General features: G+C 45.8%; 30 protein-coding genes. 1 reads left to right on the top strand and 29 read right to left on the bottom strand.

All coding sequences use genetic code 11. From position 1 onward, the window contains the following. Positions 1 to 67: 67 nt before the first annotated feature. From QFZ77_RS25250 to QFZ77_RS25375, 26 genes are all read right to left on the bottom strand, one after another. Positions 68 to 445, bottom strand: a complete 378-nt coding sequence (locus tag QFZ77_RS25250; protein WP_307443536.1) for a YraN family protein — start codon at positions 443 to 445, stop codon at positions 68 to 70. Beyond that, positions 442 to 759 (bottom strand): EscU/YscU/HrcU family type III secretion system export apparatus switch protein, encoded by a 318-nt coding sequence (locus tag QFZ77_RS25255; RefSeq protein WP_307443537.1) that lies wholly within the window; start codon positions 757 to 759, stop codon positions 442 to 444. The genes QFZ77_RS25250 and QFZ77_RS25255 overlap by 4 nt, the downstream gene beginning before the upstream one ends. Continuing rightward, complete coding sequence (locus tag QFZ77_RS25260; protein WP_307449844.1) at positions 756 to 2,603, bottom strand: hypothetical protein; 1,848 nt, start codon at positions 2,601 to 2,603, stop codon at positions 756 to 758. Before QFZ77_RS25260 ends, QFZ77_RS25255 begins: the two co-directional genes overlap by 4 nt. 76 nt (positions 2,604 to 2,679) lie before the next feature. Continuing rightward, entirely contained in the window at positions 2,680 to 3,327 is a 648-nt protein-coding gene (locus QFZ77_RS25265; protein WP_307443539.1) for a ribonuclease HII, read from the bottom strand. A gap of 166 nt (positions 3,328 to 3,493) precedes the next feature. Then, the gene (ylqF, locus tag QFZ77_RS25270) at positions 3,494 to 4,366 is read right to left on the bottom strand and encodes a ribosome biogenesis GTPase YlqF (RefSeq protein WP_307443541.1); all 873 of its coding nucleotides are present in this window, start codon (positions 4,364 to 4,366) and stop codon (positions 3,494 to 3,496) included. A gap of 11 nt (positions 4,367 to 4,377) precedes the next feature. Next, complete coding sequence (gene lepB, locus QFZ77_RS25275) at positions 4,378 to 4,989, bottom strand: signal peptidase I (RefSeq protein ID WP_307443543.1); 612 nt, start codon at positions 4,987 to 4,989, stop codon at positions 4,378 to 4,380. Positions 4,990 to 5,079: 90 nt separating this feature from the next. Then, positions 5,080 to 5,421 (bottom strand): 50S ribosomal protein L19, encoded by a 342-nt coding sequence (rplS, locus tag QFZ77_RS25280; protein WP_028558249.1) that lies wholly within the window; start codon positions 5,419 to 5,421, stop codon positions 5,080 to 5,082. A 164-nt stretch (positions 5,422 to 5,585) separates the two neighbouring features. Then, on the bottom strand, positions 5,586 to 6,344 hold the full coding sequence (trmD, locus tag QFZ77_RS25285; RefSeq protein WP_307443545.1) for a tRNA (guanosine(37)-N1)-methyltransferase TrmD: 759 nt from the start codon (positions 6,342 to 6,344) through the stop codon (positions 5,586 to 5,588). After that, a complete protein-coding gene (gene rimM / locus QFZ77_RS25290) occupies positions 6,341 to 6,856 on the bottom strand; it encodes a ribosome maturation factor RimM (RefSeq protein ID WP_307443547.1) in 516 nt (171 codons plus the stop codon). Before rimM ends, trmD begins: the two co-directional genes overlap by 4 nt. Positions 6,857 to 6,938: 82 nt before the next feature. Next, a complete protein-coding gene (locus QFZ77_RS25295) occupies positions 6,939 to 7,169 on the bottom strand; it encodes a KH domain-containing protein (protein ID WP_047672782.1) in 231 nt (76 codons plus the stop codon). Between the two features lie 26 nt (positions 7,170 to 7,195). After that, positions 7,196 to 7,468 carry a 30S ribosomal protein S16 gene (gene rpsP / locus QFZ77_RS25300; RefSeq protein ID WP_029195333.1) on the bottom strand — a complete coding sequence of 91 codons (273 nt, stop codon included), beginning with the start codon at positions 7,466 to 7,468 and terminating at the stop codon, positions 7,196 to 7,198. 35 nt (positions 7,469 to 7,503) lie between these two features. Beyond that, entirely contained in the window at positions 7,504 to 8,862 is a 1,359-nt protein-coding gene (ffh, locus tag QFZ77_RS25305) for a signal recognition particle protein (RefSeq protein WP_307443549.1), read from the bottom strand. A 34-nt stretch (positions 8,863 to 8,896) separates the two neighbouring features. Next, complete coding sequence (locus QFZ77_RS25310; protein WP_307443550.1) at positions 8,897 to 9,247, bottom strand: putative DNA-binding protein; 351 nt, start codon at positions 9,245 to 9,247, stop codon at positions 8,897 to 8,899. A 169-nt stretch (positions 9,248 to 9,416) separates the two neighbouring features. Continuing rightward, positions 9,417 to 10,409: a signal recognition particle-docking protein FtsY gene (ftsY, locus tag QFZ77_RS25315; protein WP_307443551.1), complete on the bottom strand. Its 993-nt coding sequence runs from the start codon at positions 10,407 to 10,409 to the stop codon at positions 9,417 to 9,419. Between the two features lie 32 nt (positions 10,410 to 10,441). Then, positions 10,442 to 14,017, bottom strand: coding sequence for a chromosome segregation protein SMC (gene smc / locus QFZ77_RS25320; RefSeq protein ID WP_307443553.1), 3,576 nt, complete (start codon positions 14,015 to 14,017; stop codon positions 10,442 to 10,444). 94 nt (positions 14,018 to 14,111) lie between these two features. After that, on the bottom strand, positions 14,112 to 14,813 hold the full coding sequence (gene rnc, locus QFZ77_RS25325) for a ribonuclease III (RefSeq protein WP_307443554.1): 702 nt from the start codon (positions 14,811 to 14,813) through the stop codon (positions 14,112 to 14,114). Between the two features lie 61 nt (positions 14,814 to 14,874). Beyond that, positions 14,875 to 16,110 (bottom strand): beta-ketoacyl-ACP synthase II, encoded by a 1,236-nt coding sequence (fabF, locus tag QFZ77_RS25330; protein WP_307443556.1) that lies wholly within the window; start codon positions 16,108 to 16,110, stop codon positions 14,875 to 14,877. Positions 16,111 to 16,204: 94 nt separating this feature from the next. Further along, positions 16,205 to 16,438 (bottom strand): acyl carrier protein, encoded by a 234-nt coding sequence (gene acpP, locus QFZ77_RS25335; protein WP_028558238.1) that lies wholly within the window; start codon positions 16,436 to 16,438, stop codon positions 16,205 to 16,207. Positions 16,439 to 16,522: 84 nt separating this feature from the next. Continuing rightward, positions 16,523 to 17,263, bottom strand: a complete 741-nt coding sequence (fabG, locus tag QFZ77_RS25340; protein ID WP_029195326.1) for a 3-oxoacyl-[acyl-carrier-protein] reductase — start codon at positions 17,261 to 17,263, stop codon at positions 16,523 to 16,525. Next, the gene (gene fabD, locus QFZ77_RS25345; protein ID WP_307443558.1) at positions 17,250 to 18,200 is read right to left on the bottom strand and encodes an ACP S-malonyltransferase; all 951 of its coding nucleotides are present in this window, start codon (positions 18,198 to 18,200) and stop codon (positions 17,250 to 17,252) included. The genes fabG and fabD overlap by 14 nt, the downstream gene beginning before the upstream one ends. Before the next feature lie 350 nt (positions 18,201 to 18,550). Then, on the bottom strand, positions 18,551 to 19,537 hold the full coding sequence (locus QFZ77_RS25350) for a beta-ketoacyl-ACP synthase III (RefSeq protein ID WP_307443560.1): 987 nt from the start codon (positions 19,535 to 19,537) through the stop codon (positions 18,551 to 18,553). Beyond that, positions 19,534 to 20,538: a phosphate acyltransferase PlsX gene (gene plsX / locus QFZ77_RS25355; RefSeq protein WP_307443561.1), complete on the bottom strand. Its 1,005-nt coding sequence runs from the start codon at positions 20,536 to 20,538 to the stop codon at positions 19,534 to 19,536. Before plsX ends, QFZ77_RS25350 begins: the two co-directional genes overlap by 4 nt. Continuing rightward, positions 20,522 to 21,136, bottom strand: coding sequence for a transcription factor FapR (gene fapR / locus QFZ77_RS25360; RefSeq protein WP_047672754.1), 615 nt, complete (start codon positions 21,134 to 21,136; stop codon positions 20,522 to 20,524). The genes plsX and fapR overlap by 17 nt, the downstream gene beginning before the upstream one ends. Before the next feature lie 119 nt (positions 21,137 to 21,255). Then, positions 21,256 to 21,429, bottom strand: coding sequence for a 50S ribosomal protein L32 (rpmF, locus tag QFZ77_RS25365; protein ID WP_029195321.1), 174 nt, complete (start codon positions 21,427 to 21,429; stop codon positions 21,256 to 21,258). A 37-nt stretch (positions 21,430 to 21,466) separates the two neighbouring features. Further along, on the bottom strand, positions 21,467 to 21,973 hold the full coding sequence (locus QFZ77_RS25370) for a YceD family protein (RefSeq protein WP_307443563.1): 507 nt from the start codon (positions 21,971 to 21,973) through the stop codon (positions 21,467 to 21,469). Between the two features lie 90 nt (positions 21,974 to 22,063). Continuing rightward, complete coding sequence (locus QFZ77_RS25375; protein ID WP_307443565.1) at positions 22,064 to 23,188, bottom strand: SepM family pheromone-processing serine protease; 1,125 nt, start codon at positions 23,186 to 23,188, stop codon at positions 22,064 to 22,066. A 126-nt stretch (positions 23,189 to 23,314) separates the two neighbouring features. On the opposite strand from QFZ77_RS25375, the gene QFZ77_RS25380 reads away from it, so the two are divergent. Further along, the gene (locus QFZ77_RS25380) at positions 23,315 to 24,613 is read left to right on the top strand and encodes a nucleoside recognition domain-containing protein (protein WP_307443567.1); all 1,299 of its coding nucleotides are present in this window, start codon (positions 23,315 to 23,317) and stop codon (positions 24,611 to 24,613) included. 5 nt (positions 24,614 to 24,618) lie between these two features. On the opposite strand, the gene coaD is transcribed toward QFZ77_RS25380, so the two are convergent. The 3 genes from coaD to QFZ77_RS25395 all read right to left on the bottom strand — a co-directional run bounded on the left by coaD (position 24,619) and on the right by QFZ77_RS25395 (position 26,536). Continuing rightward, on the bottom strand, positions 24,619 to 25,122 hold the full coding sequence (gene coaD / locus QFZ77_RS25385) for a pantetheine-phosphate adenylyltransferase (protein WP_029195317.1): 504 nt from the start codon (positions 25,120 to 25,122) through the stop codon (positions 24,619 to 24,621). 31 nt (positions 25,123 to 25,153) lie between these two features. Further along, positions 25,154 to 25,711: a 16S rRNA (guanine(966)-N(2))-methyltransferase RsmD gene (gene rsmD / locus QFZ77_RS25390; RefSeq protein ID WP_307443569.1), complete on the bottom strand. Its 558-nt coding sequence runs from the start codon at positions 25,709 to 25,711 to the stop codon at positions 25,154 to 25,156. Between the two features lie 660 nt (positions 25,712 to 26,371). Beyond that, entirely contained in the window at positions 26,372 to 26,536 is a 165-nt protein-coding gene (locus tag QFZ77_RS25395) for a hypothetical protein (protein ID WP_307443571.1), read from the bottom strand. Positions 26,537 to 26,796: the final 260 nt, after the last annotated feature.

Raw genomic sequence — 26,796 nt, forward strand, 5'->3', positions numbered from 1 at the left:
TTATGTTAACTCCTCAATTTCCTAAAAAAAGAGCCCTTTGACGCGTTGTCTTATCGACAGACGACTCTCAAAAGGCTCCTTGTATGTGTTCAATATGAGGCGCTGCTCCATCCACGGATAGTTCTACAGTGATCACATCAAATTGAATGGACTGCTCGTATTTTTGAAATCGATGTAAGTAAAATTGTGCTGTCTCTTTGACTTTCAACTGCTTACGATAGTCGACGGATTCTTTGGCTGAACCAAAACGACCTGAAGGGCGTCTTGTTCTGACCTCAACAAAAATTAACTTGTTGGCTTTCTCTGCAATAATATCAAGCTCGCCAGTACGGCAGCGCCAATTACGTGCCACAATTCGGTATTCACGCTCACTAAGAAATGCTTCAGCCAACTCTTCGCCAAGCTTCCCCAACTGCTTCCGGTCATCTTTACGAAGTTCCGTCATCCATTATTCCTCGACGATCTCATTCGGTTATCTGAACGATAGATAAAACTTAATACCTCAGCGACCAATTGATACAGTTCCGGGGGGATTTCTTGATCCAAATCCAGCTTAGACAACACTTCAACCAAAGAAGAATCCTCTTGAATGGGGATCCCATTCTCCTTGGCTTTCTGAAGAATGGCTTCTGCCATGTACCCTTTCCCTTTAGCAATAAGGGTTGGGGCTTTTTGCGCTTCAGGTGAGTAGCGAAGCGCTACAGCCTTCTTAAGAGGGGTCGGTTGCGACTCCTCGTGTGCATTCCTTTGCTTAGTCATGCTCGGAAATCCACCCCTTTGTAGGCTTTTGGCTGATAGAGCGCTCGAAGATCTACTCTACCATCCGATGGCCCTTGCTTGGAAGCTTCATTCTCCGCAGCAGGCGGCAGCGGATATGGCGAGCATTTTAATGAGATAAACTGATACCCCGCTTTATTCATGGCAGCTGTTATTTCTTCTTTGGACTCCTCCATTAGAGGAGCTAACGCAGGATGATCATTATGGATGTTTAAAGATACGATTTTATTGACTACATGCACATCGAGCAAAGTATTGCCCATCACTTTCATTTGCAGGTCGAACAGTAAACGACAATTGCTCGCGTCAACTTCCCCGCGCTTTCCTTTGCGGGATTGGATGTGAATGGCGGCAGATTGCTGGCCAGTACCATCCATGAAGGGGACAAACAATGTCATATGTGCAAACATAGAGCTCTTGTCACCTGTCAACATGAGTTGTTGCCCTGTAATTTGCCCAAGGGCTTGCTGCGCCGCCTCTTTGAGCGGCGCTGGCGTGTCATCAGAGGCTGTAAGCTGCAGCAGCAGACTCTTCAGTGTGTCAGCAGCAGGTTTGACGGGGTCATCCTGCTGGGATGCTGTGGCGATCAGATTAGGCAGCTGATCGTCAGTGTTGTTGCGCCCACGTTGGATAGCGTCTGCTCGCTCATCTAGCTTCACCGCTAGATTAGACTCGTGCTCCACGCCTACGGCTTTGAGCATGCGGCTGATCCAGTTTGTCTCTGGAGCAGCCTCGACCTCTTGAGGCGCGCTATTATGCGCCTCTGGCGGAGCCGCCTTCTGCTTCGCAGGCGGCTCTTGGTTCACAGGCGAACCCGCCACGGGCGGTTCGCCTTCACCTGCAGGCTCAGCGCTGCGCGCCTGAGCCTCTGGCTGGGCCGCCCCCGCTGCGCGGGCGGCCTGCAACCCCGCCGCCGGCAGCGCCGAGGCGGCGGTAACGGTCTCCGCGCGTGGCGCAGCCGCCGCGGGAAGCTCCGCGCCCGCAGCTGCTGCTGCAGCGGGCGGAGCCGTAACGGCAGCGGTCGCAGGCGCGCTGCCGGGCACTATTGCAGGCGGCGACCCTGCGGGAGCCGCCTTAGCCCCACCGCCAGCCTGCGGAGCAGCTGGCGTAACGGCAACGTCCGCGGCCGGCGCCTCCGGCGGCCGCGCAGGCCACGTTGCTGCGGCGGAAGCGCGCAGCTCCTTGAGCAGCGATACCACCTGCTTCGCTGTATCAGCCGCCGGATGTGCCGGATCTTGCTCAAGCATGGCTATCGCCTGCTGCTCTAGCTGCTCCAGCACCTTACCCACAGGTGGCCCCGTGGTAACCTGTCTCAAAGCCCCCACAGTCGTCTCTGTAAGCGGAAATCCCTTTTTATAGGCAAGTACAGCCGCTTGTGTCCATTCTTCCTTATTGACATCCTCAGGCATGCTGCGCATCACAGCCTCAAAATCCTTCACATTCTCCTTAGATACCGGAACGCCTTCTTGCTGCATCTGCTGAACCATTTGACGATTCCCAGCTGTATCTTTAAGCGTGAAAGCCTTTAACAGCTCACTAAGCGAATCATCCGCAATTTGTACATCTGACGCCGTTAGTGGCTTGAGCAGGATTTGACCGCCACTAGATTCAGGCTGTACTTGCAGCATCGTAACATCCCCTTGCTTAAGGGGAGTTTCCAACTTAGCCCGCACCTGCACGCCGCCAATATTAATCAACGCTTCTTGGTCACTGAGCAACTGAAGCACAACACCTTTTACAATTTGTCCTACTTTTAATTCAAGCACCTTACTTTCAGATGCTGTTAAATCGCCAACTAAACTGCGAATTAAACCACTAATATTCATGGCGCTCACCTCAAATCTTCCTAAAACACTTATGTATATTATCGGCGGCTTCGTGCCTTTTCGTTACAATAATAAGTTAAATGAGATCCAATTCCAGCTGTTCAGACTCGAGCACTATCTCTTTCTCATCCAACTGTGCCATCACTTTACGTATAAATAATTTCCGATGCAGCGGTGTAGGTCCATAGCGCAAGAGCATTTCTCTATGGTGCTTTGTTGCATATCCTTTATGTATAGCAAGTCCATATTCGGGAAACTGCTCATCCCAATCCACACACATACGATCTCGGGTAACCTTGGCAATAATCGATGCGGCTGCAATAGATTGACTAAGTGCATCTCCATGAATGATCGCGGATTGTTCTATGTCCACATCAATGTTCTCCGCATCCACAAGAAGAAAATCAGGTGCTATGTTTAACTGCTCCACTGCCTGCTTCATAGCAAGCCTTGCCGCCTGTTTTATATTGATCGCTTCAATTCTATCTACATCCACAATGCCTACACCTATAGCTAAAGCCTCAGCCATGATCTGATCATAGAGGATATCTCGCTTCTTTTCAGAAAGCTTCTTGGAGTCGTCCACACCCTCCAGCACATATCCCATCGGAAGTATAACAGCAGCTGCGACTACATCCCCAAATAAACAGCCTCTGCCTACCTCATCAATACCCGCTATTAGAGTAAAACCTTGCTCCCACAGTTGTTTTTCATACGCTAGCAATGGCTTTCCGCCCCTTTCCATCTCCTCATTATAAAGGATTGGCGCTTGGTCAAGCCACACCCATTTTTTTCAATGTTCTTAATTAAAAAAGAAAAAGCCACCCGAACCCGCTTGATCAGCTGAGTCCAAAAGTGACCGTTACTTTTCTATAATTTTACTGCCCTGACTATCTTTTATCTAAGGGCCTCTCCAAAGAAATACGCCCCATCTTACCCGCCCTAAGCTCACGAATAATGATTAAAGAGGCTTTGTCCAAATCCACTTTGCCCCCGCTCACAATCGCTCCACGCTTACGACCGATAGCTTCCATGACTTTGACCATTTCCTGTATGTCGTCCAAATCCTCAGGAAGGTCTTGTACCCCAAATCGTTCTTGAATACCGGCCCCATAATTCTGAACCATGTATTTGACGACAAAGAGTGCAATCTCATCTAAATGAAGCAGCTCTTCTTTAATAGCGCCCGTTGCTGCCAATCTCATTCCAACCATTTGGTCTTCGAATTTTGGCCACAAAATACCCGGCGTATCGAGCAAGTCCATTTCGGTTCCAACTTTAATCCATTGCTGCCCCTTCGTAACACCAGGCTTATCTCCGGTTGCCGCAATCTTCTTTCCTGCTAACTGATTAATCAACGTCGATTTCCCAACGTTTGGGATACCCACAATGAGCGCCCTTACGGCACGGGGATTAATCCCTTTGCTAAGTTGCCGTTCAATTTTATGTGCCCAAAGCTGTTTAACTCGCGGCAAAATTTCTTTGACGTGCGTTCCGGTTGCTGCATCAATTGGCAATGCTGGTAGGCCCTGATCAGCAAAATACTTAACCCAATCTGCCGTCACTTGCGGATCTGCCAAGTCATTCTTATTAAGCAGAACCAAACGAGGTTTACCTTTTAAAATCTCATCTACCATCGGGTTCCGACTGGAGAGCGGTATGCGGGCATCCAAGAGCTCGATCACAACATCAATCAGCTTTAGCTTTTCTTCAATCTGTCTTCGGGCCTTGGTCATGTGACCGGGAAACCATTGAATGGTCATTCTTCTTCACCTCAAAAATGTATGAAACTGATTTTGCTCACTGGCCAAAAAATGACTTCCGCACGGCCTACAATTTTGTTGTAAGGTATGAAGCCAATCGCTCGGCTGTCTTTGGAGTTACCACGGTTATCTCCCATTGCGAATATTTCACCATCAGGTACTTTTTTCTCTTGAAAATCTGATAACGTATTATAGGCATGTCCTTCTTTTTTCGCCTGCTCAATCGCTTCCTTGATGTAAGGCTGATCAATTTCTTGACCGTTAATGAAAACTTTGTCACCCGTAACCTTTACGGTCTCACCTGGAAGAGCAATTACGCGTTTAATGTAATCTTTACCTTCCGGTGCATGGAAAACGATGACTTCTCCACGTTTGGGTGAGCGAATATCATAAACAATTTTATTGACAATGAGTCGTTCACCTGTGAAAAAGTTCGGACGCATGGAATCTCCATCAACAATAAAAGGAGAGAACAGGAACCAACGAATGATAATCACGAGCACTCCCGCAATCACTAATGCTTTGATCCATTCCCATGTTTCGCTTTTCGCTGTTTTAACGGGAGTCGTTTCCGTTGTTGTATCCGGCTCTATGTAAGGCTTCTCTTGATTATTTTGTTCCATCACTGATTGCCTCTTTTCCAGTTTTGGTCTATATCTATTATGTACCATGAAAATGAAAAGGAGACTTGCCTGAACAAGCCCCCCGTTTTCTTATCGAATTTCTTTAATTCTTGCTGCTTTACCACGAAGACCACGCAGATAATAAAGTTTCGCACGACGAACTTTACCACGGCGAGCCACTTCAATCTTGTCAATCTTCGGAGAATGGAATGGGAAAGTTCTTTCCACACCCACACCGTAAGAAATTTTACGAACTGTAAACGTTTCGCTGATTCCACCGCCATGGCGTTTAATAACAACACCTTCGAACAGCTGAATACGCTCACGTGTACCCTCGATAACTTTTACGTGTACTTTAAGTGTGTCTCCTGGACGGAAATTAGGAATATCCGTACGGAGTTGCTCTTTCGTAATCTCTTGAATAAGATTCATAGTTGACTCCCTCCTTCCACACAGGTGTTCATTCCGCTTATTGGCATAGTCGTTCTTAGTTGTTATGCGTAGAGGACCACCAGACTCGAACTGTTGAAAAATTCACAACAGAATATATATTATCATAGACAGGAAAGAAATTCAATAGAGAAGTTTTTGGGGGCTTACTCCTCTTGCTTCCGCCCGTTCCATTCAACCACCCAAGCTTTTTCCTCTTTGGATAGTTCTCTTCCTTCAAGCAAATCAGGGCGACGTTCTAGCGTTCGGAACAGAGACTCCTTGCGGCGCCAACGCTTCACATTTTCATGATGCCCTGATAACAGCATCTCAGGTACGTCCCAGTTCCTAAATTTCGCAGGCCTCGTATAGTGAGGATACTCTAGCAAGCCTGTGGAAAACGAATCTGTCACCGCTGACATCTCATTGCCGAGCACACCAGGCAGCAATCTCACTACGCTGTCTATAACGACCATAGCGGGTAACTCGCCGCCTGTTAATACATAATCACCGATGGACAGCTCATCCGTCACAAGATACTGCCTAATACGCTCATCATAGCCTTCATAATGACCACAAATAAACACGAGATGCTGTTCATTAGACAGCTCCTCCGCTTTCTTCTGTGTGAACGTCTCCCCTTGTGGGCACATGAGAATCACTCGCGGCTTCACTGGGTCTTGTCCATCTTCTTGATGTATGGGCAGATTCTCAACAGCAGCAAATATCGGCTCTGGCTTAAGAACCATCCCTCCACCGCCGCCGTATGGATAATCATCTACTGTGTTATGCTTATTATTGGAATAATCTCGAAAATTAACCGTGTTGAGAGCAACAATTCCCTTGTCATGTGCTTTCCCTAAAATGCTGGACGAAAACACACCCTCGAACATTTCCGGGAACAGGGTCAATACATCGATTCTCATTCCATTAATCCTTCCATCAGATGAATACGAATCGTTTTGTTGGCAATGTCCACATCGAGTATCACATCATCAATGACTGGAAGCAGCAACTGTTTGCCTTTCGGCAAAGAAACAACCCATACGTCATTAGCTCCCGGTGTCAACACCTCAGAAACAAGCCCTAACTCCTGGCCTTCTTCCGTAACGACCTTACAACCAATGATCTCGTGATAATAGTATTCGCCCTCTTCAAGAGGTTGTTGCTCCTTAGCTTCAATCTTAAGAAGCGAACCTTTGAATTTCTCAACATCATTAATATTAGAGAACTGGTCAAACTGCAAGATAAACATATTTTTATGTAAGCGGGAGGTTTGCACCGTCACCGGCGTTTGCTTATTTTGAGAATCTACAATAATCAACGCGTTTCCTTTATCAAAACGCTCAGGAAAATCAGTTTCCGGAACCACTTTTAGCTCTCCACGAATACCATGGCTATTCACAATTCGACCAACTGTCACAAGTTTTTCGCTCATATGCGCTTGCCCAACCTCCACATTAATTTACCTTCAAAACCATACAAGAAAAAGGTTAGGAACTAAATCCTAACCTAGTTTCTTATGAAACGATTTCAACGGCTACCCGTTTCGTTTCTTTCACTGCTGCCGACGTGACAACTGTGCGGAGCGACTTCGCAATCTTGCCTTGCTTGCCAATCACTTTACCGACATCGTCGGGATGGACAGAAAGCCTGTACTCGATCTTGTCATCTTTCTCCACCACAGCGACACGTACTTCTTCCGGATGATCGACAAGAGCCTTAGCAATAACGGTGATAAGATCCTTCATGAACCCACCCTCCGAAAGATAACAGATTACTTCTGTAATTTCAGCTCGTGAAACTTAGTCATCAGACCTGCTTTTGAGAACAGGCTGCGAACTGTATCGGACGGTTGAGCGCCAGTTTGAAGCCATTTCAGCGCTTTCTCCTCATCAAGAGTTACAGCTGCTGGTTCAGCAATTGGGTTATAAGTACCGATTTCTTCGATAAAACGACCATCACGCGGGGAACGGGAATCCGAAACCACCACACGGTAAAAAGGAGCTTTATGAGCGCCTACACGTTTAAGACGAATACGTACTGCCATGAAAAATCACCTCCTACTTAGAATAAAATGCTTATTTAAAAGGGGAATTTAAATCCCTTGCCTAACTTCTTCATTCCTTTGGCACCTTTAGGTCCCATCATGCCGGAAAACTGCTTCATCATTTTGCGCATATCGTCAAACTGCTTGATGAAACGGTTGACCTCTTGCACCGAGTTGCCACTGCCTTGAGCAATCCGTTTGCGACGGTTCGCATTGAGAAGTTCAGGCTTGCGTTTCTCTTCAGTTGTCATCGACTTCACAATAGCTTCAACACGTGCCATTTGTTTGTCGTCAACTTTCATATCTTTCATGCCCTTGATCTTATTAGCTCCTGGCAGCATCTCAAGAATTTGATCCAGAGGTCCCATCTTCTTCACTTGCTCCATTTGATCAAGGAAATCCTCGAATGTGAATTCGGCGTTGCGCATTTTGCGCTCCATCTCTTTCGCCTTGTCCATGTCGATTCCGGCTTGCGCCTTCTCAATCAAGGTAAGCATATCACCCATACCAAGAATTCTTGAGGCCATACGATCAGGGAAGAATGGTTCTAGAGCATCCATTTTCTCACCGCTAGCCACGAACTTAATTGGGCAACCTGTAACAGCTTTAACCGATAACGCCGCGCCACCGCGGGTATCGCCATCCAGCTTAGTCAGTACAACACCCGTAAGCTCAAGCTGTTGATGAAAGCTTTCTGCAACATTGACTGCATCCTGCCCGGTCATCGCATCGACAACGAGCAATATTTCATCCGGTTCAACAGCAGTTCGAACATTTTTCAGCTCGTCCATCAGGTTTTCATCAATGTGCAAACGACCTGCGGTATCAATAATGACATAATCATTACCGTTATCTTTGGCATGCTGAAGACCTGCTTTTGCAATATCGACAGGATTTACTTGATCCCCAAGTGAAAATACCGGAACATTGAGCTGTTCTCCAAGAACCTGCAACTGTTTGATTGCAGCCGGACGATAAATGTCACAGGCTACAAGAAGCGGTCTATGGTTTTGTTTAAGGAGCATTTTCGCTAGCTTACCAGAGGTTGTTGTCTTACCTGCCCCTTGCAAGCCTGCCATCATAATGATAGTTGGCGGTCGATTCGAACGAGCTAACTTACTTTGTGTTCCGCCCATAAGTGCGGTTAGCTCTTTGTTAACGATATCGATGACGATCATGCCTGGTGTGAAGGATTTCAATACTTCTTGTCCGATGGACTGTTCCTTCACCTTAGCAATAAAGTCTTTGACTACTTTAAAGTTAACGTCCGCTTCAAGCAGCGCCAATCGTACTTCGCGAAGCGCTTCGCCTACATCTTCTTCCGTCAGCTTACCTTTGCTTCTCAGCTTACCGAAAACGTTCTGCAACCGGTTTGCCAATCCTTCAAATGCCATGCGCTTCACCTCCTGCTTCTGGACTTTCTATATTTTAATCGATCCCTACTATTGTATCAAAAAGTTCCGCCATTTTCCTCTTTAGCTCCGGTTCGCAAACATCAAGCACCTGAACCAGTTCCGCACGCAGCTTCATGCGTTGTTCGTGCTTATGTACGAGATGCAATTTGCTCTCATAATCCTGAAGAGTTGATTCCGCACGTTTAATATGTTCATAAACCGCCTGGCGGCTAATTTCAAAATTCTCAGCGATTTCTCCTAGCGAGTAATCATCATGAAAATAAAGTTGGAGAAAAGTTCTCTGTTTATCGGTCAACAGCGGTTCATAGAAATCAAATAGCAAGTTAACGCGATTCGTTTTCTCAAGCATTTGATCGATAGACATGATCCACCTCCGTAAAGGTTGCACGCTTGACAGCAGCACAACAGAACCTATCATACTGAATTCCAAGATGATTGTCAAGCATTTGACCTTGTCAGTTAAAGAACAAAAAAAAACCCTCTAACCGACTAACGGCTGAGGAGAATTTTTCACGCATCAGAGAAGCAAATGATTAAGCATTCTCTTCTTTTTGCTCACCGATCCATTTGCCAAAGAGGGCATGTACGAATTGCTCGGAATCAAAAGGTTGAAGATCATCCATTTTCTCCCCGAGGCCAACGAATTTCACAGGAAGTGATAACTCTTGACGGATAGCTACAACGATACCGCCTTTGGCCGTACCATCGAGCTTGGAAAGTACCAACCCTGTCAGACCTGTTTTGTCACCAAAAAGCTTTGCTTGGCTGAGTGCATTTTGTCCCGTAGTAGCATCTAAAACGAGAATTACCTCATGGGGAGCATCAGGAACTTCACGCTGGATAACGCGATAGATCTTATTCAGTTCCTCCATCAAATTCACTTTGTTTTGCAAACGACCCGCGGTATCGCATAACAAGATGTCTACATTACGCGTTTTAGCTGCCTGCACTGCATCAAACATGACCGCGGCAGGGTCGGCACCTGATTGCTGTTTAATCACATCAACACCAACACGCTCGCCCCAAGTTTCCAACTGCTCAATTGCACCGGCACGAAATGTATCGCCTGCAGCCATTAACACTTTTTTCCCTTGTGATTTGAACATGTGTGCCATTTTACCGATTGTCGTTGTCTTCCCTACGCCATTCACACCAACAAACAAAATGACAGATAATCCATTTGGATTTAAGTTTAGTCCTGCATCAGCGTCTCCCTTTAATAGCTCAATTAACTTTTCGGAAAGGATCGGTTGAAGCTCCGCGGGATCTTCAATTTTACGTTTCTTCACCTCGACGCGAAGCTGATCGATTAGCTTAAGCACTGTATTTACACCCACATCAGCGCCAATTAGAATTTCTTCAAGTTCCTCATAAAAGTCTTCATCTATCTTCTTGCGGCGGCTAAATAAATCATCCACACGATCGACGAAGGCATCTCTTGTTTTGGTTAGTCCTTCTTTGAACTTATTCGTGACCACTTCGGCCTTACTGGAAATACTTTCCTTTAATCGTTTAAAAAAGCTCATGGTTCCTCCTAATAAAATAGCATTCAACCTAATTATGATGCGGACATGGCGGCTTCTTCATCCTCTAAACGAACGGATACGAGCTTGGAAACACCGCCCTCTTGCATTGTTACCCCGTACAGCACATCCGCTTCCTCCATCGTCCCCTTGCGGTGCGTAACGACGATAAATTGCGTCATTTCAGAGAACTCACGCAAGTATTCGGCAAAACGAGATACGTTTGCTTCGTCCAAAGCAGCCTCTACCTCATCTAGTACACAGAATGGAACCGGCTTTACACGGATAATTGAGAATAACAGCGCAATCGCTGTGAGAGCGCGCTCTCCACCGGAAAGAAGCTGAAGATTTTGCAGTTTTTTACCAGGTGGTTGTGCAACGATCTCGATACCTGTATCCAGCATATTCTCCGGCTCAGATAGAATCAAATCCGCACGGCCACCACCAAACAATTTAGCAAATACGACGCCAAAGTGCGAGCGAATCGCATCAAAAGTGGTCTTAAATCGTTTGGACATTTCTAGATCCATTTCACGGATGACCTGATAAAGCGTCGTTTTGGCTTCGATCAAATCATTTTTCTGAGAGTCTAAGAATTCATAGCGCTCAGAGACCCTCGCATATTCTTCAATAGCGCCAAGGTTCACATCACCAAGCGAAGCGATTTCGCGTTTAAGTTCGCGCACTCTACTCTGCGTACCTTGGATATCTTCCGGTACTGGATAGCGCTCTTTAGCTAACTCATAGCTAAGCTCATATTCTTCCCCTAGCTTCTTCAGCAGGTTTTCTAGCTCAACATCCAGTCGAGTTACCCGGACCTCAGTTTGATGCAGACTCTCTTCAACCTGTTTCAGCTGAATACGTTGCGTCCGGGTTTCGTTCTCTTCTTGCTCGAGCTTATGTAACCAATCAGTTCGTTCAGCACGCTTGAAATCAATGTTTTCTGAGCATTGCTGCTTCTTGATTTTGAGATCATTAAGTAATTCAACTTGAAGTACAGTCTCTTGATCAAGCGCTGCCATATCTTGCTCCAACTGCTCAAGCAGACCGCGGTTCATTTCCATTTCCCGCTCAGCTTCGCCTAGATCCTGCTGCAGTCGCCGTTGTTGATCTTGTAGCGATTGTTTCTCTTGCGAAATAGAAGCAACCTTGACCTTTAAATCCGTCAACTGGCTTTGCAGCTCTTCCTTCTCCGACTCACTCGCTTTACGGGAGTGTTCGGCATCTCGAATCGCTTGCTGTAAGGAAGCTTCTTCTTCCTGCAGTTCAGCCAGCGCTGCTTCGGACTCGACTTTCTTCCGTCCAAGATCAGCCTGCTCTTCAAGCAGCGAACCTCGATCTTGACTATCCAGTGTTAGCTGTTCTTCAACTGTGCGGCTTTCGGACTCAAGCGGATTCAATTCTGCCCGAATTTGCTGCTCGGTGATACGTTTTTGCTCACCTTGCTGACGGAGCTGTTCGATCGTCATCATATCATCCGTAATCTCGCGCTTCATCACGCTGGATTGGCTGCGTAAACCGCTGAGCTGCTCCTCAGAAGTTTTGATCTCCTGATCCAGCTCCTCAATTTGACGTTGACGTCCAAGCAGATTCGTTGATTTCTTCTGCAAGCTTCCGCCTGTCATCGAACCACCAGGGTTCACAACGTCACCTTCCAGCGTGACTACCCGATAGCGATACTGTGCTTTAGCAGCAATATGATTCGCATCTTCTAAACTCTGCGCCACAACAACATTCCCAAGCAGGCTTGAAAAAATGTTCTGGTAGGTGGACTCAAATGAAACAAGGTCAACCGCAAGGCCGACAAAGCCTTTGGAAGATTTCAAAGAACTAAGCTCACTGTCGGAAATCGAGCGTCCGCGAATAACATTCATAGGCAGGAACGTAGCTCGTCCCATTTGACGGCGCTTCAAGAAGGCAATGGCTTCACGCCCATCCGCTTCGGTCTCGACAACGATATTTTGCAACGCGCCGCCGAGCGCCGTCTCAATCGCAACCTCAACGTCTGCCGGCACCTTAACAAGCTCGGCTACGGCCCCGCGAATACCGCGCAAATCCTTGCGGCTCTTCGCTTTAAGAACTTCTTTAACTCCCTGCATGAAGCCATCGTAATCGTTGGCCATCTCTTTCATCGTGTCGCGGCGGGATGTCAACGCATCCAACTTCTGCTCCCATTTGCGGACCATGCTTTGTGCTTCATCAAGCAACCCTTGCTTGCTTTTCAAGCTTTGGGTTAACTGCACATACCTTTGTCGTTCATTCTCAATTTCACTAACCGTTTGTTCCAATTTAGCCGTCAACTCTTGCTTACGGATCAAAATCTTCTCGCGCTGTTCCGACCATTTCTGACGTTCTTCATCTAGCCTTTCCAAACGACGACCGATACTTTCCGTTTGCTGCTCAGCGTAACGAATCTCGTTCCTCGCCTGAGCCATCCGGTTCAGCGTTTCTAGTAATTCGCCCTTCAACTGATCTTCAGGCGAGGAGCTAATACCGCCATTAACCCCAAGTAACCGCTGTTCTTCCGCGGTCAGCTTTGCTTGAAACTCAAAAAGCTGGGCGCCAATTTGAATGATTTTCTCCCGCTGCTGGCTCAGCTCTGCATCTTTATCTATTTTACGCTGTTCTTGAATTGCGATAGTAGTGCTTAGCTGCTGGTGATTAGCCACGTAATTCTTATTACGTTCTTTAAGCACCTCGCCATGCCCTTCGCACTTCTCGAAATCTTCGCTCAGCTGGAGTAAACTTTCTTGAAGCTTTTCCAGCTCCTCCTCTAACCTTCGAGTTTCCCATCTATGCTTCTCCAAGTGCGCATCATGCTGATTCACAATCGTCGAAAGCTCTGTTTGTTCTTTGACTAGCTTCTCTAGTAACTGCTTCGAATCATTCCATGAAATGTAAATCTGATCAATTTGATGTACATACATAGCAATCTCACTGCTTTTGAGCGTCTCCCGAAGCTCTTTATAACGAATCGCCTTCTCAGACTGCTCGCGAAGCGGTTCAATTTGATCCTCAAGCTCAGAAACCAAGTCGTGAATCCGCAGCAAATTTTGCTCCGTGTCACTTAATTTCTTCTCCGCTTCACGTTTACGCGATTTATATTTAACAATCCCCGAAGCCTCTTCAAAGATCCCTCGACGATCTTCGGATTTCGTACTTAAAATTTCTTCAATGCGGCCTTGTCCAATAATAGAATAAGCTTCTTTCCCTATCCCTGTGTCCATGAACAATTCCGTAATATCTTTCAGGCGGCAGGGCTGCTTATTAATTAAATACTCACTTTCCCCACTGCGATGCACCCTGCGAGTAACCGTCACTTCATTGAAGTCAAGTGGAAGCGATTGCGACGTATTATCAAGCGTAAGCGAGACTTCCCCATAATTGACAGCTCGGCGCGCATCACTGCCTGCAAAAATAACATCTTCCATTTTACCGCCACGCAAGGACTTCGCACTTTGCTCACCTAACACCCAGCGGATACCGTCCGAAATATTGCTTTTTCCACTGCCGTTAGGACCTACAACCGCGGTAATACCGCGTACAAATTCCAGCTCCGTACGGTCTGCGAAAGACTTAAACCCGGATAATTCAATCCGTTTCAAAAACATGGTCTCACCTCAGAAATTATTGTAACATATCCCTTATAAAAATAAGAGAAAAAAACAAAAAGGCGGCCGCAGCCGCCCCTTTAAGCCATATGCATTACCGCTGAACGGTTACATTCAATTTCGACAAGGCTCCAGCAGCTGCCTGCTGTTCCGCTTCTTTCTTAGAACGTCCTGCTCCGGTTCCCAGAAGGTCGGCATCCATGTGCACTTCAGCTACAAACTCACGTTCATGAGCTGGCCCACGTTCATTCACAATGCGGTATTCCAATAAACCCATGTTGTGATGTTGGGTATGCTCCTGCAAGAGAGTCTTGTAATCAATAATTAGCAGTTTACCTTCACTGGAGATTTTTGCGAAAACGTGCTTTTTGAGAAAACCTTTTACGATATCCAAGCCTTGATCAAGGTATAAAGCTCCAACAAAGGACTCGAAAACGTCGGCAAGGAGCGCTGGGCGTGACCGCCCTCCAGTTAACTCTTCCCCTTTACCGAGTAATACAAAAGCACCGAAATCCAAATCTTCAGCGAACGTAACGAGTGACGGCTCACAAACGATAGACGCCCTGAGCTTCGTCAGTTCACCTTCTGAACGCCCTGGATAAGAATCATATAAAAATTCCGAAACTGTTAGTTCAAGGACAGCATCCCCTAGAAACTCCAGACGCTCGTTATCTTTATGCCCAGCAATGCGGTGTTCATTGACATAAGAAGAATGGGTAAAAGCTTGCTGAAGCAGCTCTTTTTTCCGAAATGCAATCCCAATTCGCTGCTGCAACTCTTTAATATCACGGTTCATAGCCTTTATTCACCACCCAGAGAGAATGATATTCCGTTATCTTTCTTCGTAGGAAGGCAAATTATGCTTCAAACCTTTTCAAGATAATCGTTGCATTATGTCCACCAAAGCCAAACGAGTTCGACATCGCAATGTCTACCTTCGCTTCACGAGCTGTGTTTGGTACATAATCCAAATCACACTCAGGGTCTTGGTTGACCAAATTGATTGTAGGTGCAATCAAGCTATTCGCAATGGTTAAACCACAGATAACAGCTTCTACACCGCCTGCAGCGCCAAGTAAATGGCCCGTCATTGATTTCGTCGAGCTAACAGCTACTTTGTAGGCGTGTTCGCCTAAAGCTTTCTTAATAGCCGTAGTCTCCGATCTATCTCCTACTGACGTAGAAGTTCCATGAGCATTGATGTAAGTAATCGACTCTGGGCTAATGCCCGCGTCTTTAATCGCTTTGACCATACAACGCGCTGCCCCGTCCGGATCTGGATCTGTCATATGATAGGCATCACCGCTCATCCCATAACCAATCACTTCGGCATAGATGCGTGCCCCACGCTTCTGCGCATGTTCAAGCGATTCCAAAATCATCACACCTGCTCCTTCGCCCATGACAAAACCATCGCGGTCTGTATCAAACGGGCGGCTAGCCAAGTGAGGCTCTTCATTACGAGTTGACATGGCACGCAAAGCACAGAAGCCAGCTACACCAATTGGTGTAATCGTTGCTTCAGCACCGCCGCAAATCATTACGTCAGCATCACCACGTTGAATCATTTTGAACGAATCACCAATGGAATGTGTACCTGTCGCACAGGCAGTAACAGCCGTGGAATTCGGTCCTTTTGCCCCTGTAATCATTGAAACTTGACCTGACGCCATATTCGCAATCATCATCGGAATAAAGAAGGGAGATACGCGTTTCGGACCCTTCTCCAAAAGAATTCTATGCTGTTCTTCCCACGTATTCAAACCGCCAATTCCTGATCCAACCGATACGCCCACGCGTTCAGGATCCGTATCTTCCTTCACATTCAAGTTCGCGTCTTTTAGCGCATTAATAGCACCAGCTACAGCGAATTGAACGAAACGATCCATCCGACGTGAATCCTTACGATCTACATAATTCTCAATATTAAAATCTTTAACCTCAGCAGCAATACGAGTCGGATACTCGCTTACATCAAAATTCTCGATCAAACTGATTCCGGATTGACCGGAAGTCAGATTGCCCCAAAACGTTTCTAAATCTTGACCAAGGGCAGTAACTACGCCCATACCTGTAATTACAACTCTGTTCATTTGTACCACCTTCTATGTAGTAAAGCTTCATTTTTTATTGTTTGAAAATGGAGAGAAAGTCCCGTCTTGATTAGAAACGGGACTCGGTAGACTATTACGTATGAGATTTTATGTAATTCGTAACTTCTCCTACAGTCGTAATCTTCTCAGCATCTTCATCGGAAATTTCTAAATCGAACTCATCTTCTAATTCCATTACTAATTCAACTACATCGAGAGAATCAGCACCTAGATCTTCTTTGAAAGATGCTTCGAGGGTGACTTCAGCTTCATCAACCCCTAGACGATCGACAACAATTCGTTTAACACGATCCAATACGTCGGACATCCGGTTCACCTCCTCTTTGGTATTATACGAGAATCTCTGACAGATTGCCAGTAGTCAATTTTGAGATTCTCTTTCTGGTAAAACTTACATGTACATGCCGCCATCCACATGGAGTGTTTGGCCTGTCATGTAGGACGCATCGTCTGATGCAAGGAAGCGAACAACCTTTGCAATTTCCTCAGGTTGACCAAGGCGCTCCAGTGGAATTTGCTTCAGCATTTGCTCTCGCATCTCGGATGACAACTTGTCCGTCATATCGGTTTCAATGAAACCTGGCGCTACAGCATTCACCGTAATGCCTCGAGAAGATAATTCTCTCGCAGTCGCTTTGGTTAAGCCAATAACGCCTGCTTTTGCTGCTACATAGTTGGCCTGACCCGGGTTACCGAGCACACCCACTACAGAAGATATATTAATAATTCGACCGAAACGCTGTTTCATCATCGGGCGAGTAACGGCTTTTACACAGTTGAACACACCCTTGAGATTCGTAGCGATGACTTGATCGAACTCTTCTTCCTTCATCCGCATGATTAAATTGTCTCTTGTTATTCCAGCATTATTCACAAGAATATCAATTTTACCAAAACTTTCTAGCGTTTGCTTCACTAAATCATCAGCTTCTTGAAAACTGCTTACGTCAGCACGCAGCTTAATAGCTTTACGTCCCATCGCTTCAATCTGCGCAACAACTTCTCCAGCAGCGGCTTCACTTCCTGCATAGTTCACAACAACATCAGCGCCATGTTCAGCCAAATGCAAAGCAATCGCTCGGCCAATACCTCGAGATGCCCCCGTTACCAGTGCCACCTTACCCGTTAACATGATTGTGTACCTCCTGCATGTACTTCTCCAACGCTTCTAGGCTACCGATCGACACGGTTTTCACCGTTTTGTCTACCTTTTTGATCAGACCTGCGAGAACCGTTCCCGAGCCAAGCTCAATAAACGTATCGACGCCTTGGCCGATTAGATAGACAATGGTGTCCTCCCACAATACTGGAGAGTACACTTGCTCTACAAGCAGCCCGCGAACATGGCCAGGCTGCGTGACAGGACGAGCCGTTACGTTAGCCACAACGGGCACGGCTGCATCACTCATCTCGATCGATGCGAGCACCTCTGCAAGGCGCTGCGAAGCTGGCTTCATGAGTGAAGAGTGAAAAGGTCCGCTCACCTCGAGCGGTATTGCACGCTTCGCTCCGGCTTCTTTGCAGCGTTCGACAACCGCTGCAACGCCCTCTTTACTGCCCGAGACGACGATCTGTCCCGGGCAGTTCACATTGGCGAGCTCCACGACGGAGCCGCCGCTTGAGATAGCCGTGCATAGCTCCGCAAGCGCTTCGCGCTCGGCTCCCAGCACGGCTGCCATCGCACCCAGGCCGCCTGGGACGGCCTGTTCCATGAACTCGCCGCGGGCACGAACCGTGCGGACCGCGTCTTCGAACGCGAGTACGCCCGCTGCGACCAGCGCGCTGTATTCACCTAGACTATGTCCGGCGACATAGTCTGGCTTAATGCCAGCTGCCTTGAACGCTTCCAGACAAGCAATGCTTGTTGTCAGCAGCGCAGGCTGCGTGTGATACGTGATCTTCAATTGGTCCTCTGGACCTTGGAAGATCAGATCAGATAACGAAAAGCCTAGTGCTTCGTTAGCGCGCTCAAAATATGCTCTAGCAGCAGGATGATTCGTGTATAAATCTAGACCCATACCCACCGACTGCGAGCCTTGACCAGGAAATACAAATGCTATTTTACCCATACGAGAAAAGGATCCCCTTCCGCGATAATTTTCAGTAATTAATTATATATGTTTACTTAAAATTCCATTTGTTTGTCGGGTGACTATTTTTCAAACATCCTTATTGACACTATCCCCTTGGCTCAGTTCTTCAGTTCTTCAGTTCTTCAGTTCTTCACACAGCGCCCACTCAATTTGTTTACTGAGTCTCGGGGATAGTGCTAATAGCATCACTCGGAAAACTTTTATTCAGCTGCCAGTCTTTAGACGATCGTCATTTTTTTAAGCGTAATCCTCGGGTTCAGTGGAAAGAAGAAAAAATTGTCTTTTTTAGCCACCTGAGCCTTAGGGATAGTGCAGATAGTAAAGGACTACCAAACCAAAGCAGCTGCGCCCCAAGTAAGGCCGCCACCGAAGCCGACTAGCACGAGGCGGTCGCCTTCATTCAATCTGCCCTGCTCAACTGCTTCAGCGAGTGCTACTGGGATAGAGGCCGCGGACATGTTGCCGTACTTGTCTAGGTTGATCATGCATTTGTCGTCAGTTAGTTCTAGACGATTTAAAGAAGCTTGAATGATTCTCATATTCGCTTGGTGCGGTACGAGCAGATCGATGTCTGTTTTTTCCCAGCCTGCTTTGCGCAGCGCTTCATCAGCGGCATTGCCCATAATCCGGACGGCGAATTTGAAGACTTCAGCTCCGGCCATGTAGATGTAGTGCAAACGTTGGTCAATGGAGGCTTGTGAGGAAGGATTGCGCGACCCGCCACCTTCAATTTTCAGGAGCGGACCTCCTGTACCGTCAGCACCCAACTCGAACGATTTGAAACCTCTATGTTCAGGCACTTCCCCAATAACAACGGCTCCAGCGCCATCGCCAAAAAGAATGCATGTGTTACGGTCAGTATAGTCAGTAATTTTGGATAAGCAATCGGCGCCAATGATAAGTGCATGTTTATATGTACCTGTGGCAATGAAGTTAGAGGCATTAGCTAGTCCATATACAAAGCCCGAACAAGCTGCCGACAAGTCAAAAGCTGCTGCTTTTTGGGCTCCCAGCTTCTCTTGGAGAATACATGCTGTTGAAGGGAATGCCATGTCAGGTGTAATCGTCGCTACTATAATTAAATCAAGTTGGTCTGCCGTAATCCCTGCATTAGTCAGGGCAATCAGAGCGGCTTCATAGCAAAGATCAGACGTAGCTTGTCCTTCGGCAGCTATTCTTCTCTCACGTATACCCGTTCTGGTCACGATCCATTCATCATTCGTTTCGACCATGGTTTCCAATTCTTGATTTGTTAAAATTCGTTCTGGTACATATTTACCCGTTCCGAGTACCCCAACTGGTATTAAGTTCATGTTGTTATATCTCTCTTCCCGTGGCTAATTTCGGCAGATATCGTGCCAACCAAATCATTTTGTAAGGCAATTCTCGCTTGACGAACTGCATTCTTAATAGCATTCGCATCGGAGGAGCCATGGCTTTTTAGGACTAATCCATCAATACCCAAAAACGGGGCCGCCCCATGTTCGTTATAATCCAACTTTTTGCGGAATTGTGTAAGTCCTGGTTTCAAGACAGCCGCTGCAAGTTTAGTGAAGAAGGTTTTAGTGAACTCTTGTTTAAGTGCTGAGAAAATGGTAGACGCAGCGCCTTCCAATGATTTCAGCATGATATTCCCCGCGAATCCATCGCACACGATGACATCGCATTTGGCACGAAGTACTTGAGAGGATTCGACATTCCCTACAAAATGAATTGGAGCTTGTTCCATTAAAGGATATGCCGTTTTCGTTAATTCATTCCCTTTGGTAGCTTCTGTACCCACATTCAGCAGGCCTACACGAGGCTTGGCAATACCATGTACTTTGGAGCGGTAAATACTGCCCATAATGGCGTATTGAATCAGCTGTTCGGCTGTTGCATCCATATTGGCACCTAGATCTAGTGCAAGCACACCATTTCCATCCATGGTAGGAATCATAGGCGCTAGTGCAGGACGTTCAATCCCTGGAATTCTTCCTACGACTAGCAATCCAGTCGTCATCAAAGCACCTGTATTTCCTGCGGAAATCATGGCTTCCGCTTTCTTCTCACGTACCAGCCTTCCTGCTACCACCATGGAAGCGTCTTTTTTGCGGCGAACGGCCTTAACGGGCTCATCCTCTGCTTCAATGACTTCTTCCGTGTGATGAATAGTTAAGTTCGCAGGCCTTTCTGTGAGATGCGCTTCAATCGCGGCGCTGTTGCCGACCAGAATGATATGAACATCCTTCCATTCTTTGGCCGCTGCGAGTGCACCTTCCACTACGATTTTAGGGGCATTATCGCCACCCATTGCATCAATCGCGATTCGCATGCAGCTTGTCCTCCCTATCTAGATGTTGCTCTTTCTTCGAATGAAAGATCACAAAGTTGCCTCGAAAAACCGTTTCATCGCCAACATATGAAAACACCTCGACTCTTGCTTTCCCTTTGGAAACGGAACGCACATAGGCTTTGGCGATACATTTCTCTCCGAGCTTTACAGAACGAATAAAACGGATGTCTGCAGAAGCTGTTAAAGCTATGGGATCGTCGATGACGGCAACCGCCAGGGAGTTCGCTTGCGAGAAAATATGATGTCCTCTTGCAATTTTGGTTCTTGAGAAAACATGATCTTCTTTAATTTCAAAAATCGAGATACCGCTTTGATCCAGCTGTAAATCAATCACTTCTCCAATAATTTCATCAATGGGCAGTGAGCGTACATGATCGTACGTTTTGACCGCCATATGCTTCATTCGTTCCCGAAGCTCAGGAATGCCGAGTTCCAACCGATCCAATCGGACGGTTTGGATACTGACCTGAAACGTTCGCATCAGTTCTTCGTCTGTCATAAAAGGATTAGCTTCAATGGCTTGAAGTAATTGCTGCTGCCTTTGTCGTTTAGGAAGGCGTTCGATGGCGAGCACCACCTTATCTCGTGAGATCTCATCTTATTACCAGATACTAAACTGTAGTATATTAAATTTATAGCCAAAAAGAAAGCAAAAAAAATAGCACCTCACACTAGGATGAAGTACTATGTCCAATCTTATGCTTTTACGATCTCTCTACCTTTGTAAGTTCCGCAAGACTTGCACACACGGTGTGCTAGCTTCAGTTCTCCACATTGTTCACATTTCACCATGCCTGGAACTTCCAATTTAAAGTGAGTACGGCGCTTGTCGCGACGAGTTTTGGACGTTCTTCTTTGAGGTACTGCCATATTCAAAACACCTCCTTATACGAATTTCAACGATGCCTTATTCTTTGTTAAAAAAGTCCGCGAGACCTGCAAGCCTAGGATCAATCTTCTCCTGCTTACAGCCGCAATCAACGTGATTGCGGTTTTCTCCGCACACGGGACAGAGACCTTTGCACGCTTCGTCACAAAGTGGTATGTACGGTAAACCGACCACTACATTTTCTACAACGTAAGGCTCCAAATCGACTTTATCTCCAACCACCAAATGAATATCCTCATCTAGATCCGGATCTTCTTCTTCTGGTTTTTGCATGAAGACTTCCTCAAAAGGAAGTTCGATTGTTTGGTTAGTGTGCGATAAGCATCGTGAACAGCTTAACTCCAAGTCTAGCGTTAACGTACCGTTAACTTTTGCTACTCCATCTTCATACACGGCTTGAAGATCGACGTGTACGGGACCATGACCAAGGATATCTTGACGTCCTTCAAAAGGATCGGTCAATGTCAATTCTTCGGTCATATGAACCTGCCCTTTAAGAGATAGCTCTCTAAAACGAATTTGCATGTTTTTTTCACCCCAAACAAACAAAGATTATTATATCCAGTTTGTATGCCTTTTGTCAATTTAAATTATATTATTTTTACTAAATCTAGCTTATTTCGGAGGCAATGCTGCTAGAAATTTGAGCGCATCTTCCATAGTGCCGATTTCGACAATTTTCATTTTGGTCTTAATTTGATTGGCTCTCTCGACAGCTGCTGTGTAATTCTCGACTTTGGTACCATCTTTATAAGTCACATCTTTGGGTGCGAAGAAATAATCAGCCTTTTCCCGATCCGCGGCAATGATCTTATGCTGAATACCGCCAATTGGACCTACAGTGCCATTGCTTTCAATCGTTCCTGTCCCTGCAATACGATAACCCTTGGTAATATCATCTGCCACGAGTTGATTGTAAATCTCTAAGGAGAACATTAATCCCGCCGAGGGACCGCCAATCTCACCAGCCTTGATGGATACTTGTTGATCCTCTTGATCCGCTTTTACGGCCTGCATATCCGCCGGTACAACGCCTATGCCTGCCCGCGGCTCGCCCTGCTCCCCTTCCTGCTTAGGAAGCGCACCAAGCGTCAGCGTAGCTTGCTGTTCGACTTTTTTCCTCGAATACGTGATAGCAATTGTATCCCCTGCTTTTTTACCTTTAAGCGAGTCCAGTAAATCTTGAGCGACTTTCACTTCTTTATCTCCAGCTTTTAAAAGGACATCCCCCGGTTTGAGAACCTTTTCTCCCGATAGGCCAGGCAGCGTCTGGAGTACCATAACCCCTTCATGATTGATATGAAAGGGAATTTTCGCTTGCGTGTAGGCCGCTTGAATAGCACTCGCTTGGGATGTCAACATAACATACTCTTGGCGCTGTGAATACTCCTGTTCCGACTCACCTTTACGCAAAACACTCGTTTTGGGCTGAATCTCTTCATAAGGATGTACGAGACCGATTAAATAATTGACCATGTTGGCATCGGCAACTCGTACCGTGGTTAGCATCAGCGTCCCCTTTTCGGCATCAGAGCCTTTGGGGATCGTCACCATCGGTTTAATTTCTTCTGCTGTCCCTGGCATGAATATAAAAAAAGGAAGTCTTACAAAAAACAATAAATAAACAATGACAACTCCGATAATCGCAGATATTAAATAGCGCCTAGTCGCTGATCTTTTCGGATATCGATACGAATCATTCGACCATGTACGAATCGTACTCTCTTCTTCGTTCTCCATGCAGGTTCCCCTTCCTGATGCCTTATACAAGTGATGTCTCTTGCTCTGCCTGCCAAGCGAAAGCTTGGTCTAAACCCGCATCCTCTAGCGTACAATTGAAGCATGTTTAAAGGACGAGGTGATATTATGCAGCCTAAGAATGTAAGATCCAACTCCAAACTCACAACGCTGGTACTGGGGTCTTTGGCTGCCCTTGTAGTCGTTTCTATCATTTTATTCCCGGACAAGGCATTTCAGTCTTCGCTCGAGGGACTTACAATTTGGTGGAAGCTTGTATTTCCGGCACTGATGCCTTTTCTCATTATGACCGAACTGTTAATCGGTTTTGGCGTAATTCAAGGAATAGGCATTCTTTTAGAGCCGCTGATGAGGATTGTATTCCGTCTTCCCGGTGTAAGTGGGTGGGCGCTAGCATCTGGTCTTATAATAGGATTTCCTACCGGAGCCAAAATTACAGCTACCCTGAGGGAAAAAAACCTCATCTCCCAAAAAGAAACAGAACGATTAACGGCACTGTCCCATTTGTGCAGCCCCTTATTCCTGATAATGGTCGTAGGTGTAGGCTTTCTGCACAGCGCTAAGCTGGGCTTCATACTTGCAGTAGTCCATTATGCCTCGGCTATTTTAACAGGATTTTTGATGAGAAATTCCAAAAAAGCACAGCAGCCTTTTGATAATTCCCATGAACTTCAAGTAGCCACTTTGCGGCCTAATAATCAAGTATCCACTTCGGTATGGAAACTATCCTTATCAACGATGCGCCAAGCTTATTTACACGATGGACGTCCCTTCGGTAAACTGCTAGGGGATGCGGTAACCTTTTCCGTGCAAACCTTAATGCTAATTGGCGGATATATGATGATTTTTTCCGTACTAATTAATGTAATTAACATAACTCATCTTACGGATGTATTTCGACCCGTCACACGCTATTTACTTGGTTTTATGAATGTCCATACCGATACCACACCTCAGTGGCTCAAGGGGATTCTAGAAATTCATCTGGGTGCCTATGCTTTTAGCCAAGCACAAGGCCTTTCCTTACTTCCGCAAATGGCGCTACTAAGCGCTTTTCTTGGCTGGGGCGGCTTGTCTGCCCACGCGCAAGTAGCTGGCTTTCATCAAAAAACAGATGCTCGTTATCTGTTCTTCTTCCAGTCCCGAGCTCTGCACGCCGTACTCGCTTTGGTATTAACCGTTCTGCTTTGGAAGCCGCTACAGCTGCTTTTGCTGGATTCTGAGCCTAGTTTTCTTTGGTTAGACAAAGCCAAAAGCGAATATCCTACGGTTGCCTTTCCACTGAACGGCGAATCGGCATGGGGCCTTTGGGGACCTATGCTGATGCAGTTCCTTCTATTATTCACTTTGATGTTGATTATTTCAACGATCCTAAGAACTTTCAAAAAAAAAGCTATTGATTCGTAATTCCATTAAATTCGAGGGAATTTCTTTTTCAGCGCTTCTTCCACCTCAGCCGGAACTAGATCTTCCACCGGTCCATGAAACTTAGCAATCTCCTTCACAATACTTGAGCTCAAGTACGAGAACTGTGGCTTCGAAGTCATAAAGAAAGTTTCTACATCTGGATTCAGCTTGTGATTCGTAGAAGCCATCTGCAATTCATACTCAAAGTCAGAGACCGCCCGAAGTCCACGAACAATTAGACGCACATTACGAGCTTTCATATAATTGACCATCAAATCTCTAAAACCATCCACCTCTACATTCGGCAGATCCTTGGTCACCTTCCTAATGAGCTCCATCCGCTCTTCCAATGTGAACAGAGGATTCTTGGATGTGTTATTCAGTACAGCTACAATCAACTTATCAAACACCTTTGCCGCTCTATGTATAATGTCAAGATGGCCGTGTGTAACAGGATCAAAACTGCCTGGATAAACGGCCACTGTAATCCCGTGTTCTTGCCTCATCATGCTGTTCATCTCCTTAAAAGCTTGCTCATATTTATTCTGCTGATCCTTTGTAAATCGTGACAGCAGTATCTCCGTAATCGGATCTTCGCTGCTGCTTAAATCCACCGATGGTATCTTCGAGGACATCCTTAGCATCGTGTTCCACAACTATCGTAGCATTCAAAGGAACGATCGACTGCTCTTCCATCGTGCTTATCAGCTCCGCGATAAATTTCATTTTGTACGGAGGATCGAGGAAAACGAGCTCAAATTGCTGTTCCCGCTTCGCTAACGCTTTCAACGCCCGAGTAGCATCCGTTCGGTAGATCTCAGCTTGGTCCTTGAGACCTGCGGTTACTAAATTATGCCCAATCGTGTCGATGCTTTTCTTCTCGATATCAATGAAGACAGCCTTATCCATCCCGCGGCTGAGCGCTTCAATCCCGAGCCCGCCAGTACCGGCGAATAGATCAAGTACTTGTCCTCCATCAAAGTAAGGACCGATCATACTGAAGATCGCTTCCTTCACTTTATCCGTTGTTGGCCGCGTGCTGGTACCGGGTACAGCTTTTAACGACCTTCCCTTGGCGGTGCCTGAAATCACTCTCATCTTACGTATTTCCCTTCTAGCTGGCTCATTCTTTTGCTATCGTACCACAAGCTCTAATCGGACACAAAAATTTTATCCCTGCGATGTATAAATTTTCCGTAAAACGGTCATCCTTGAACTATCGACATCAGAGAATGTCGTAGACAACCGCGGAGAAGACTTACGTTTCCCCATAAGTTCTTCGTCCGGTTTCTCCTCTCCCATGAGGCGGCTGCGCAAGCAGTCGCCGTTATTATTTATATAGTATAGTTAACGGGACCCTTATTATATAAGGGGTTATTTGAGTTTAACAGGCACTTAACAGCATATACAGTATGGATTTAGGGCATTGGGTGACCACTTGGTGACCAAATTCTATATCTTTTTATAACCTATAAGAGTTGAAAATAAAAAAACATCAAGATATTACTCTCGATGCTAAAATTATATTTATATTTTTTTATCTCTTTGAATGTACTAACGATTTTTGTTAAGTCATCTTTGGAAACATCCATTTGTTTAGTAGATGTCCAGAAAAGAACCCGATAGAATCTATCATTCGTTTCAATAAAAGAAATATGATAACCAGCCTTTATACTTTTATTAATGACACTATGTATTTCTACCTGTTTTGCTGGGTTTCCGTTTACAGTTTTATCAATTTCTGATGATATCGTGAAATCAGCAATAACCCACATAAAGTAACTTTGCATGTCCCGAAACGATTGCTACTATACCCATGATTAGTCCAATTGTAGCCATAATAGACAAAGGAATGCTCACAATATAAATTGTTGTTTTAATAATGCTTTTCTTATTTACTTCAAGTATTTCGTAGTTTTTCATATTTGGCTTCCCCTTTAAGTTTTTCATTGTTTTTATCTAATAATTTCAGATTCTCATAAATACCTTGACCCCAAGCCCCCACTTTAAATCCTCCATTTATTTTTAGTTAGTAACATATAGTGGAAATTTATATGATTAAAAATTAACAAAGAACCTATCCCTCAAGGAATAGGCTATTCTGTAAATCCTCCGATATTTTCTTCTGAGCCTCGTCACATACACCTCACATTTCCTTTTCTCACTCCAAGTCATGAGGCGGT

This window comes from Paenibacillus sp. V4I3, from assembly GCF_030817215.1.
In the GTDB taxonomy this organism is placed as follows: domain Bacteria; phylum Bacillota; class Bacilli; order Paenibacillales; family NBRC-103111; genus Paenibacillus_E.